Origin of the sequence: Mucilaginibacter pineti, assembly GCF_900101875.1 — a bacterium.
Taxonomy (GTDB): Bacteria; Bacteroidota; Bacteroidia; order Sphingobacteriales; family Sphingobacteriaceae; genus Mucilaginibacter; species Mucilaginibacter pineti.
This window is the reverse complement of the sequence record NZ_FNAI01000009.1, coordinates 292,553-304,988: the sequence shown is the minus strand read 5'-3', so window position 1 is coordinate 304,988 and position 12,436 is coordinate 292,553. Positions and strand designations below refer to the sequence as shown.

11 protein-coding genes are annotated in these 12,436 nt (G+C 42.9%); 7 read left to right on the top strand and 4 right to left on the bottom strand.

Going from position 1 to position 12,436, the window contains the following annotated elements; all coding sequences use genetic code 11:
* Window positions 1-93 precede the first annotated feature (93 nt).
* Together BLS59_RS19690 and BLS59_RS19685 are read right to left on the bottom strand one after the other, a co-directional pair.
* Window positions 94-1,236 (bottom strand): lactonase family protein, encoded by a 1,143-nt coding sequence (locus tag BLS59_RS19690; RefSeq protein WP_091151752.1) that lies wholly within the window; start codon window positions 1,234-1,236, stop codon window positions 94-96.
* Window positions 1,237-1,314: 78 nt separating this feature from the next.
* Window positions 1,315-2,937, bottom strand: coding sequence for a pseudouridine synthase (locus tag BLS59_RS19685; RefSeq protein WP_091151750.1), 1,623 nt, complete (start codon window positions 2,935-2,937; stop codon window positions 1,315-1,317).
* 230 nt (window positions 2,938-3,167) lie between these two features.
* Between BLS59_RS19685 and BLS59_RS19680 the strand changes: the two genes are divergently transcribed.
* From BLS59_RS19680 to BLS59_RS19650, 7 genes are all read left to right on the top strand, one after another.
* Window positions 3,168-3,950, top strand: a complete 783-nt coding sequence (locus BLS59_RS19680; protein WP_240315287.1) for a lytic transglycosylase domain-containing protein — start codon at window positions 3,168-3,170, stop codon at window positions 3,948-3,950.
* A 221-nt stretch (window positions 3,951-4,171) separates the two neighbouring features.
* Window positions 4,172-4,819, top strand: a complete 648-nt coding sequence (locus BLS59_RS19675) for a hypothetical protein (RefSeq protein ID WP_091151748.1) — start codon at window positions 4,172-4,174, stop codon at window positions 4,817-4,819.
* A gap of 2 nt (window positions 4,820-4,821) precedes the next feature.
* Window positions 4,822-5,487, top strand: a complete 666-nt coding sequence (locus tag BLS59_RS19670) for a hypothetical protein (protein WP_091151745.1) — start codon at window positions 4,822-4,824, stop codon at window positions 5,485-5,487.
* 8 nt (window positions 5,488-5,495) lie between these two features.
* A complete protein-coding gene (locus BLS59_RS19665; RefSeq protein WP_091151744.1) occupies window positions 5,496-5,879 on the top strand; it encodes a hypothetical protein in 384 nt (127 codons plus the stop codon).
* 298 nt (window positions 5,880-6,177) lie between these two features.
* Window positions 6,178-9,027, top strand: a complete 2,850-nt coding sequence (gene uvrA / locus BLS59_RS19660) for an excinuclease ABC subunit UvrA (protein ID WP_091151742.1) — start codon at window positions 6,178-6,180, stop codon at window positions 9,025-9,027.
* Between the two features lie 85 nt (window positions 9,028-9,112).
* On the top strand, window positions 9,113-9,367 hold the full coding sequence (locus BLS59_RS19655) for a type II toxin-antitoxin system Phd/YefM family antitoxin (RefSeq protein ID WP_091151740.1): 255 nt from the start codon (window positions 9,113-9,115) through the stop codon (window positions 9,365-9,367).
* Window positions 9,364-9,618 carry a Txe/YoeB family addiction module toxin gene (locus tag BLS59_RS19650; protein ID WP_091151738.1) on the top strand — a complete coding sequence of 85 codons (255 nt, stop codon included), beginning with the start codon at window positions 9,364-9,366 and terminating at the stop codon, window positions 9,616-9,618. Before BLS59_RS19655 ends, BLS59_RS19650 begins: the two co-directional genes overlap by 4 nt.
* Window positions 9,619-9,631: 13 nt before the next feature.
* Here BLS59_RS19650 and BLS59_RS19645 read toward each other — a convergent pair whose 3' ends face one another.
* Both BLS59_RS19645 and pafA read right to left on the bottom strand, forming a co-directional pair.
* Window positions 9,632-10,255: a thiamine phosphate synthase gene (locus BLS59_RS19645; protein WP_091151737.1), complete on the bottom strand. Its 624-nt coding sequence runs from the start codon at window positions 10,253-10,255 to the stop codon at window positions 9,632-9,634.
* Between the two features lie 187 nt (window positions 10,256-10,442).
* Window positions 10,443-12,134 carry an alkaline phosphatase PafA gene (gene pafA / locus BLS59_RS19640; RefSeq protein ID WP_091151734.1) on the bottom strand — a complete coding sequence of 564 codons (1,692 nt, stop codon included), beginning with the start codon at window positions 12,132-12,134 and terminating at the stop codon, window positions 10,443-10,445.
* Window positions 12,135-12,436: the final 302 nt, after the last annotated feature.

The window sequence follows — 12,436 nt, the reverse complement described above, 5'->3', positions numbered from 1 at the left end:
CCTTTCACCTTTCACCTTTCACCTTTCACCTTTCACCTTTCACCTTTCACCTTTCACCTTTCACCTTTCACCTTTCACCTTTCACCTTTCACCTTATTCAGAGGGTACAAACTTCAAACAAACGGGGTTACCGATGTCTATCTTGATGCCGGTTTGGGAAATGCGACCGGAGCTTTGATCTATCCGGAAAACGTACATATTGTCGCTGTTTTGATTGGCTACAATCATGAACTTGCCTGTTGGGTCTATAGCGAAATCGCGCGGGTTTTTGCCATAGCTCGATTGGCGCTGCACAAACGTAAGCATCCCGTTTTCCTGGTTTATACCGTATACCACAATTTCGTTGGTTTCTAACCGGTTAGATGCGTAAAGGAAACGGCCATCCGGCGATACATGGATTGCCGCCGCGCCTGTTTGGCCTTTAAAGCCATCGGGCAGCATGGTAATTACCTGCTTTTGGGTGAGCTTGCCGTTGTTATAATCATACATCACAACAGATGAGCCCATTTCTGTTAACAGGTAAGCATGTTTTTTATCTGCCGAAAAATCAATGTGCCTTGGGCCTGCTCCCGCCTCAACACTTACCGATGCCGGATCGGCCGGAACAAGCGGAACTTCCTTGCCCGCGTGGTAACGGAATATGTTTACCTTATCGGTACCTAAATCATTATAAAACACATATTTTTCATCGGGCGAAAAGGCCGACATGTGTGCATGGGCCGATGCCTGCCTGTCTTTATTTGGTCCGCTGCCTTCGCCTTTTATGGTTTGTATGGCGGCACCCAATGAACCATCTTTATTAATGGGCAGCACGGCAACCGTACCGCTGGAGTAGTTGGCCACCAAAGCATTTTTCTGGTCCTTATCTACAGCAATATAACATGGATCGGCCCCTGCGGATGATTGCTTGTTGATGAAAGCCATTTTACCGGTTTTAGCATCGAAAGAAAACGCGCTTACTTCGCCCTTGGGCAATTCATTAACCGCATATATAAAATGATTGTTCTTGCTAACAGTTAGGTACGATGGATTGGTTACATCGTCAATTTCGCTCAGGTAGGCCAGTTTACCGCTCTCTACATAAAAACGATAAACAACAATGCCTTTACTTTTACCCGTGGTATAGGTACCCACCACCAGGTCGTAGGTTTTAGGCCCTGTTTTTTTATTGGATTTATTTTGTGCGGAGCTAAGCAAGGGGCTTAACAACGCTATCATCAAAAGAACTTTCTTCATATTGGTATTATGTTATAATATGCAAGGTAGTAAAATTGACAAAAAAAATGCCCCGTTGTTTAACGGGGCATTTTTTAATTATTTGATCAGGTGTTTAAGCTGAATGATCTCTTGCTCCTCTAAATGGCGCCAGCGGCCGCGTGGCAGGTCCTTCTTGGTAAGGTTGGCGTAAACCACCCTGTCAAGCTTTACCACCTCGTAACCAAGGCTTTCAAATATACGGCGTACAATACGGTTTTTACCGCTATGGATCTGTATCCCTACTTCTCTTTTTGATGCACCGGCCACGTATGATACCGAATCGGGCTTAATTAAACCGTCTTCCAGTTCAATACCGTAAGTGATCTTGTTTAAATCACCTTGTGATAAGCTTTTGCTTAACTCTACCTGGTACAGTTTGCTGATGTTGCTGCGCGGATGCGAAAGCTTATCGGCCAGGCTGCCATCATTTGTCATTAATAACAAACCGGTGGTGTTCCTGTCTAAACGGCCAATTGGGTAAATGCGTTCCTTGGTTGCTTTTTCAACAAGGTGCATTACAGTGCGGCGTTCCTGCGGATCTTCGGTAGTGGTAATGTAGTCCTTTGGTTTGTTCAATAAAACGTAAACCATTTTTTCACGACGCAGGGTTTCGCCATTGTACTTGATCTCATCCTTCATCGGATCTATCTTGGCACCCAGCTCATCAACCACCACACCGTTTACAGATACCACACCGGCAATAATAAGCTCATCGGCCTTACGGCGAGAGCAGATACCTGCGTTTGAAATGTAACGGTTAAGGCGTATCAGCCCGTCGTCTTTTGCTTTTTTACCTTCACCGGCATTTTTACGGCCGCGCAGGGTTTTAACAGGTGCATCTCTGTCTTTAGTTATTTTATCATATACCGGTTTGCGTTTAGGCGCATCGGCATCATATGGTTTATCTTTAAAAGAATCGCCCTCGCGTTTTTTAAATCCGCCAGCGGCTGGTCTTTCACTGAATTTTCTGTCTGTTGATCTTTCTCCAGGTTTAGCGCCAAATTTACGGTCGCCGCCGCTCTCACCGCCAAAGCTTCTTTTGGGCTTATCGCCAAAATCGGTATTTGATGTACGGGTACGTGGAGATGAGTATGGTTTTTTATCGCCAGCAGAACTGCTGCCGAAACTTCTTTTTGGTCTTTCACCATCGCCTTCGGCAGATGACCTGCTGCTGTATGGTTTTCTTTCGGCCGAGCCGGAGCTTGCGCCGAAGTTTCTTTTTGGTCTTTCGTCATCACCACCTGCTGATGGCCTGCCGCTATATGGTTTTCTTTCGGCCGAGCCGGAGCTTGCACCGAAGTTTCTTTTTGGTCTTTCGTCATCACCACCTGCTGATGGCCTGCCGCTGTACGGCTTACTGCGTGGCGAGAATGATTTTTTATCGCCGGTTGACGGGCCGTCACTTGAAGTTGGCCTGCCAGAGTAAGGACGAGGCCTTGCTGATGATTTGCCGCCAGATGCTGCACCATCCCTAAAACTGCTTTTGGGCTTATCATCGCTGAAGCGATTGCTCTGGAAAGGTTTTGGTTCGGGCTTGGTGAATTTTTTCTTTTCTCCGTTTGGAGTGGCTTTGCCTTTAGCCGTTGCTGGTCTTTTGGGTCTATCGTCGCTTTTTGAGCTTCGGCCAGTTGAACTTTTTGGCCTGTCATCGCGACTACCGGTAGGTCTTTTAAATACCATATTTTTTTGTTTAGCGCTTTCGCAGCGTGAGGGTCAAAGTTACGCTTTTTTGGGTAAGTTGGAGCAAAAAAATCAAAAAAATATCATCAAACAAAAACGCGGTTTAAACAGTTTTAAACACGGTTTTTAGACCGAAAACCGCCACTAATAAATTTAGCATTTTGCTAAGTATTTGATTATGTGATTTGTATGACATACCTTTGCAGCACATTTTACCTAATGTATAGTTAATGATAAAGAAAGAAATGATTAAAAAACACTTACTTACGTGCTCCGTAATGCTGGTGCTGGTTCTCATTTCAAAGCTTAATATTTTCAGCACAACAATTGCCGAAACGGTTGCAAAACCGACTGAATTAAGCCACAGGAACTCGAATTTTATTTTTATTAAAAGCGCCTCTGCAGCATTTAATTTTGCAGATGAAGCATTACCCGTTAATGACGCAAGGGTTAACCGCAAACTAAACAAATCGCTCAGGCAGCATGATTTTAAAGCTGTTCAATCGAACATTTTACACCGCAAGGCAGAAAAATTGTTTCCTATTATTGAGCCAATTTTAAAGTTTTACGGCATCCCAGACGATTTTAAGTACATCCCACTGGTTGAATCGGGCCTTAAAGAAGGTGTTTCGCCAAAGGGAGCCAATGGTTTATGGCAATTTATGCCCGGTACCGCGCGTACCTACGGCCTAAAGGTTGGGCATGGGGTTGACGAGCGGCTTAACGTTCGCAAATCAACCATTGCAGCCTGCAAGTATATTAAAGAACTATACGGTGAATTTAACAGCTGGACGCTGGCTGCAGCCGCTTATAACAATGGCTCTATTAAATTAGAACGCGCCATTAATAAGCAAAACGAAGATAACTATTTCCGCATGAGCTTAAACCGCGAAACCGGTTCATACATTTATAAGCTTATTGCCATGAAAGCAGTTATTGAGCAGCCTGCAAAGTATGGGTATAAAAACAATTCTGTAATTACCCCTGCACCGCAATTGCTGGCATTTAATTGATATTGATAGTCAATGTCATAATTAAATAAGATTACACTACGGAGCACTTTAAGGCCGGCCTTCCCAGATGGAAGGTCGGCCTTTTTTTGGGTATAATAAATTCTAAAGGAAAGATTCCTATTTAAATTAATGAAAGAATCTCGGTACAATAAAAAAATTACGGACGAGTTATACTTTGTAATGTTTATAAATATATATTTGATAAGTTTCCTAAAACTATTATGAAAAATTTATCTATTCCCAAAGATGACTTGGATGTCTTAATTCTATTTGAGAATCTAAGTGTAAATGATAAGGATTGTGTTATACAAGTCTTTAATAATTTTGCAAAAGGGCAAACCTACGATATAACTGCTGATAAGATCGCGCAAGTGACCTCGTTAAGCTATGATAATGCGTTTGTTATAATTGGTGTATACTTTGTACTGTTAAGAACAATAAATCTAAATAATTATAATCAAGAGGATTTTATCAAAAATGTTGTAACTAACTCTGCAATTAGGTATGAAATTGAAGACGAGGATAAATCTAAAGTTGATAATGCTATAAAAACACTACTTACCATTAATAACCCCAATCTCTTATTAACATCTATAGCATCCTATTTAACATCTCAAAATTCAAATTTATTAACGGGATTTAGTGTTTTTAGTGATTTGAAACCCATTAAAACAAATAATCAAATATCAGGATTGGCGTTGAATAACGTTTTGAAGCTTAGATTTAGAGGCGAAAATCAAGAAGAAAATCAAATGTTTTTTTCTTTCGATGCTGACGACTTAAATGAGTTAATTAATAAATTAACAGAACTTAAAGAAAGTAATGAGTTGCTAAAGGCTAAATATAATGATGACATAATTTATATTTAATTATGAAGATAGAATTGTATAACAATAAAGCTAATAGAAAAGTTCCCGGACAATCTGATTCATGGAAAGCAAAAAGTTCTTCATGGGCAAACACAAATGATCTATATAAAGAACCGAGTGAAGCCTATTCTTGGTTGGTAGTAAGAGGAAATACTCCTCGTACCGCGTATATACAAGATGTTTTTACAGATACGGTCGAATCAGAAGAGATAACTCATCTTAAAAATCCTATAACGCTAAAAACTGCTGCGTCAACTCAGCCTATTTGGCATGAATCAAAATTTCTCGGACTGTTGGATAATTCTTTTTCTTTATTGATTAAAGAAATTAATGATTCAAAATATATTTTGAATCAAAAAATTGATTCGGAAGATAAAAATAGTGGAATGTATAGTTCTGATTCTTGGATTAGAGGAATAAAATTCATTATTAAATATGCCAATCATGTTTTTTCAAAAGAAAAGCAATGCATTTTAACACCCAAAATTTATCATGGGCCGGAGGGGTCAATCGATTTTTATTGGGATTATTCTCATTTGAATATGCTCGTAAACATTCCGCTTCATGGCGATGCCTCTTTTTCATTGGACGACAATGGAACTAACAAAATCAATGGTTTTTTCAATCCTGATGAACCAATGTTTAAATTTTTACCATTAGCTTTTTAATTTAATAAATGGATTGTATTTATGAAACAGAGTCCATTGACAACAATGAAACTTTATACTATAAAGTACATAAGCAATACATTATTTCATCAAAAGTAATACCTAATGCTTTTCAAACGAAAGGCGATGGTATGTCTACTGATTGGGCTCGATATTGTACACCCGAGGAAACCCGTCTACGAAATGGGATTGCCAAAGATAATGCTATAGTTAGTCTGCATGTAGGTGAGGTGAGAATTGAACGTAATCTTGAAGTTGTACATAAACCTGAAGACTTTAATCGAGCACATAGTTTAATAAAGGGGATACCTATAAAAGACCCTTTTAAAACCGAAGTAAGAAGACATTTAACTAAAATCCATAAAGTAATTATTCCCTTAGAAATAACATAGTACTATATTTTTAAGCATTTAATTGATATTGATAGTCAATGTCATAATTAAATAAGATTACACTACGGAGCACTTTAAGGCCGGCCTTCCCAGATGGAAGGTCGGCCTTTTTTGCGTATATTTGCAGGCTAATTAGCGAGTTATTGAATTAGTGATTTAGTGAATTGTTTAAAGGAAATTGACAAATTAATTGAGTTGTCAGAACTATAAAAGCTCAATCCTGTTAATCCTAAAATTCTGCAAATCCTGATTCCAGATAAACTAACGCACAAATTCGCTAAATCATCCTTAATAATACATGACGAAAGAAAAAACTGTTGATCTGGGCGAGCAAAGTGAAGTTGAAGTTTTCGGGGCCCGGGTACATAATTTAAAAAATATTGACGTTTCTTTTCCGCGTAACCAGCTTACGGTAATTACCGGCTTAAGCGGCAGCGGAAAATCGTCCCTGGCGTTTGATACTATTTACGCCGAGGGGCAGCGCCGTTATATGGAAACATTTTCGGCCTACTCGCGCCAGTTCATGGGCGGTATGGAACGGCCCGATGTTGACAAGGTATCGGGACTGAGCCCGGTTATTGCCATTGAGCAAAAAACCACCAGCAAAAACCCGCGCTCAACAGTGGGTACCATTACCGAGATCTACGATTTTATGCGTTTACTTTTTGCCCGTACCGGGGATGCTTATTCCTACACTACCGGCGAAAAAATGGAACGCATGAGCGAAGACCAGATCCTGAAAACCATTACCGAAAAATTTGACGGACAGCCGGTTAACATCCTGGCCCCGGTAGTTAAAGCCCGTAAAGGCCATTACCGCGAATTGTTTGAGCAGATCCGCAAACAAGGCTACCTAAAGGTTTGGATAGATGGCGCCATGGCCGATGTGGAACCCAAAATGCAGGTTGACCGTTACAAGATCCATGATATTGATATTGTGGTGGATAGGCTGGTAGTATCAGATAAGGACAGCAAGCGTTTATATACTTCTGTACAAGCCGCATTAAAGATAGCCAAGGGCATCATCCGTGTGGGCGACAAGGATGGCAATGTGGCCTACTACAGTAAATACCTTATGGATCCGGTATCCGGCATTTCTTATGACGAGCCGCAGCCAAACACTTTTTCATTTAACTCGCCCTATGGTGCCTGCGAAAAGTGCAACGGCCTGGGTTATATTTTTGAGGTTGATGAGGCATCGGTGATCCCTAATCCAAAACTTAGCATTACACATGGCGGCCTTGCCCCAATTGGCGAATACCGTGAAACATGGATTTTCCAGGTGCTGAAATCGCTGGCTAAAAAGTATGAGTTTTCGTTAACTACGCCTATTGAAAAGCTAACGCGCGAGCAGCTGGATATCATTCTTAATGGCGCACCCGATACCATTACCGTTGCTGTTGAATACAACAAATGGAACGTACAAAGCTACCAGATCACTTTCGACGGCATCATCCGCATGCTGGAAGAACAGCAGGAACGCCGCAATGACGAGGGTATGGACGATATGGAAAACTATCGCGTACTTAAAACCTGCCCAACCTGCGATGGCGCTCGTTTGAAAAAAGAGTCGTTGCACTTTAAGGTAGATAACAAAAATATATTTGAACTGGCCTGTATGGATATCAACCACCTGCAGGATTGGTTTACCGGACTGGAAGACAGGCTGACCGAACGCCAGAACGTAATTGCCAAAGAGATCCTGAAAGAGATCCGCGCGCGTATCGTGTTCCTGTTGGACGTTGGTCTGAGCTATTTAACGCTCGATCGTACGGCTAAAACCCTCTCGGGCGGCGAGGCGCAGCGCATCCGTTTGGCTACGCAAATAGGTTCGCAATTAATGAACGTAATGTACATTTTAGATGAACCCAGCATTGGCCTGCACCAGCGCGATAATGAACGCCTTATAAACGCCCTGAAAAATCTGCGCGATCTTGGCAATACCGTTTTGGTAGTAGAGCACGACAAGGATATGATCCTGGAAGCCGATCACGTAATTGACATGGGCCCGGCAGCCGGTGTACACGGCGGCCAGGTAGTTGCACAGGGCACACCCGCGCAGCTCATGAAAGAGCATACGCTTACCACATCATACATAAACGGCGAGCGCTCCATTGCCATACCCGCAAAACGAAGTGAAGGCAATGGCAAAACCCTCAGTCTTAAAAAAGCTACGGGCCATAATTTAAAAAAGGTTTCTGTCGATTTCCCACTGGGGAAACTGATAGGGGTTACAGGCGTATCGGGCAGCGGTAAATCAAGCCTGATCACCGAAACTTTGTACCCTATCCTTAATCATCACTTTTTCAGGGCTAAGAAACATCCGCTGCCTTATGAAAAAATTGAGGGGCTGGAGAATATTGATAAGGTTATCGAGATAGATCAAACACCTATTGGTCGCACACCGCGCTCAAACCCGGCTACTTATACCGGGGTATTTTCAGATATCCGTAACCTGTACGTAGCCCTGCCCGAATCAAGGATCAGGGGTTATAAGCCTGGTCGTTTTTCATTTAACGTAAAGGGCGGCAGGTGCGAAACCTGCCAGGGCGCCGGACAAAAGGTAATAGAAATGAACTTTTTGCCCGATGTGCAGGTACCATGTGAAGAATGTAACGGCAAACGTTATAACCGGGAAACACTGGAAGTACGCTACCGCGGAAAATCCATAAGTGATGTGCTGGATATGAGCATTGAAGATGCCACACCATTTTTTGAGCATATCCCATCTATCTACCGCAAAGTAAAAACATTGAATGATGTAGGTTTAGGTTATATCACACTGGGGCAATCGTCAACCACGCTATCGGGTGGCGAGGCGCAGCGCGTTAAGCTGGCAACCGAACTATCAAAGAAAGATACCGGCAATACTTTTTACATATTAGATGAACCAACCACCGGCTTGCACTTTGAGGATATTAACGTATTACTGGGTGTACTTTACCAGTTAGTTGATAAAGGCAATACCGTACTGGTAATTGAGCATAACCTCGACGTAATAAAAGTGGTAGATCACGTAATAGACCTCGGCCCAGAAGGTGGCTCGGGCGGCGGCAAGATCCTCTTTAGCGGCACGCCCGAAGGGCTGTGCAAAGTAAAGGAAAGCTTTACCGGCCAGTTTTTGAAAAAGGAAATGAAGGTAAAGTAAGGTTGATATTTAACAACATTAACCGCATGTACAACAAGTTGTACATGCGGTTTTTTATTTATAACTTTATTTAAATTTTAAGCAGATGGAAGTAACTACTTATACCGCGTTCAGGCAGCAGCTAAAATCTTTTTTGGATAAGGTAAGGAACGATCATAAACCCCTGGTAGTAACCAGTGTGAACGCTGAGGACGTTGTTGTTATTTCCAAAGCCGATTATGAGAGTATGGAGGAAACCTTCTACCTGCTTAAAAGCCCTAATAACGCTGCTCGCCTTTTAAAAGGTATTGAGGAATACAATAATGGTTTGGGCCAGGAAAGAAAGCTTATTGAGGAGTGAAAATAACCTTTCTTACCCCGGGCTGGGAAGATTATTTGTACTGGCAAACCACCGATAAATCTATCCTAAAAAAGATCAATTCTCTGATCAAAGAAATAGAACGTATTCCTTTTGAGGGCTCGGGCAAGCCGGAACCTTTAAAACATAATTTAGCCGGATGGTGGTCGCGCAGGATCAATCTGGAACACCGGCTGGTTTATAAAGTAGAAAACGACGCTATTTTTATTTTACAATGCAGATATCATTACTAAGCAAGCCCATTACCTAATACATTTTCCTGTAAAACTCCTTAAGCATAGCTGCAGGATCTGGTGCGAGGTTAACGGCGGCGGATATGGCTATTCCGTAAATGCCGGTTTGCAGTAATTGCTCCACATCATTTAAGCGAATGCCGCCTACGGCAATTACCGGTATTTCGACGGGCGACTTTTCCAGTTCGCGATAGCCGGCGTAGCCCAGCAAAGGTTTGTCGTTGGGTTTGGTATCGGTATGGGCAAAGGGGCCGTAGCCCACATAGTCAACCACGTTAAGGGCTTGTATGGCCAACAGATCGGGCAAGTTGGTGGCCGATGCTCCTAAGGTTTTATCATCACCAATAACTTTGCGGATTGTGGCGAAATCGGCATCAAAATCTTCAATATGAACACCCTGGGCATCAACCCTATCCAGCAGATCATAATGATTGGTGATAATAAGGGTTGCGCCCCAATCGTCGCAAATTTCGGCTATTTCGTTTATTTCATCTATCAGTTCATCTTCGGGTTTGGTCATACAGCGGTATTGCACCCAATTGGCACCGGCGCCGCAAGCCATCTGTACCTGCTGCGCATGGGTACGACCCGGCATATCCTGTGTTAAATAATGAAACCTGGAGATGTATTTTTTCATACCCTTATTACGGGATTTTTGGTAAGAGGGTTTTCTGAGGTCTGGTATCTGAGGTGAGAGGTCAGTTGTCTGTTATGTGAGATCTGATATCTGTGGTGTGTGATCAGTAATTATAGATCGGCATAATCTTGTTAAACAAAATGCAGACCCCAACTCAGACCCCACACCACAGAAACCCCACCTCCGATTAAAGCTTTTCCTGTACCAGCACTTCGCTTATGGTGTTGCCTACGTTGCCATCCGGTGCTTGTATGTGCAGCAGCGAAGCTACGGTGGGGGCAATATCTGTCATGTGAGTTTGGCGGGTAAGGCTGCCGTGCTTAATACCCCAGCCCATAAACACCAGCGGTATGTGGGTATCATACGGGTTCCAGGTGCCGTGCGTTGTACCTGTTGGTCCGCGGTCATTTGTGCCGTGGCCGGTAAACCATCCCGGTTTTAATATTATTTGTATGGCACCGCTATGTTCTTCATTATAACCGTTTATAATAAGGCTGCGCAGGTTATCTGGAATGTTGGCAGTTTGTACCTTTTTTAAATCGACAGCATAGGCTATAGGCGATTGCTTTTGCAGGTATTGGATACAATCAAACTTAATGGCATCCTCACTTATACCCGCCTTTTTAATGGCAGTATTATTAAAATTAACCTGGTAGTTATCCATGCTGATAACGAGGTTATTTACCTTGTATTTTTCATTGAGCATGGTATTCAGCTCTTTTTGGGTTTCGCCGTCGTCCCAAACTCCGGCCGGAATTTTATTGTCCTTTAAAAAGTTAGGGTTATGTGCAGCACCGTGATCGGCGGTTAAAAATGCGGTGTAGTTTCCTTTACCCACGGTTGCATCCAGGTAGGCAAAAAACGAAGCCAGGTCGCGGTCAAGACGCAGGTAAGTATCCTCTGCCTCAACAGAATTTGGACCAAACTGGTGACCAACATAATCTGTTGATGAAAGGCTCAAAGCCAAAAAGTCGGTAACGGTGTTTTTACCGAGGTGTTCGCCATCAACAGCGGCTTTGGCTAAATCAAGCGTTAAGGTGTTACCGTATGGGGTAGACCGGATCATCCCCAATTTGCCATTATATAACTGCGACGTTTTAACCGGCAGGGTTGGCGCATCGGTACCGTTAAATTTACCTTCGTACCGGCTGCTGTTATCGGGTGAGCTTTGTATGTAAGTATTGATAGGGTAAAGCGGGTTCCAGTCTTGCTTTAAATATTTTTCGGGCAGTTTTTGGTCATTGAACTTTTTAACCCAGGCAGGCAGGTCGGTCATATAATAGGTGCTGCTTATCCAGCTGCCGTTTGAATCATCAAACCAGTAAGCAGCGTTTGCCGAATGCCCCGCGGGCAAAATACCGCCGCGATCCTTTAATGCTATCCCAATAACTTTCGATCTGAAATTTGTAGCCAGTCGCAGTTCATCGGTAACCGTAGTAACCAGCAAATTGCGCGGCGACATCTGGCCTGCCTTTGAGGTACTGCCAACGGCGGTAACCGTACTGTCGTCAGTACAATAAACCGGTTTGCCGGTGGCCTGTATAATAAAATCATTCCCCACAATACCGTGTATAGCCGGTATCGACCCGGTGTAAACGCAGGTGTGGCCGGCGGCGGTTACGGTTGGTATATAATCTATATTGGTGTTTTCGCAGGTAAAACCTTCATTCAGCATGCGTTTAAATCCGCCAGCCTGGTAGCGGTCATAATAGCGGTACAAATAATCCCAGCGCATTTGGTCAACAACAATACCCACAACCAGTTTGGGGCGGGCTACAGTGGCCGGCGCTGTTGCAGCAGTTTTGGTTTTAGTTTTTTGTGCCGATGCCGAAACGGTGGCCAGGGATAAGGAAACAAGCAGCAGATATTTAAACTTCATACGAATGATAATTTGCAAAAGCCCAAATATCAGCAATGCAATTAAAATGCAATATGATTTTTATGTTAAATATTGCGGTTTAGATTGGAGGTTTGAGATATAATTAATTATACGGTTTGGGGAGATGACAAGGCAGCGAAGGATTCTGGAATTTGGAGAGTTCTGGGTGTAAACTTTGCAAACGTTTCGACTCACCCCGCCACGCTACGCGGGCGACCCTCTCTTCGCCTTCGGCGGAAAGAGGGTGAAAAACACTTAGATAAACAAGTTCATTTCAAATAATTGCAATTCCCTCTTTGCGG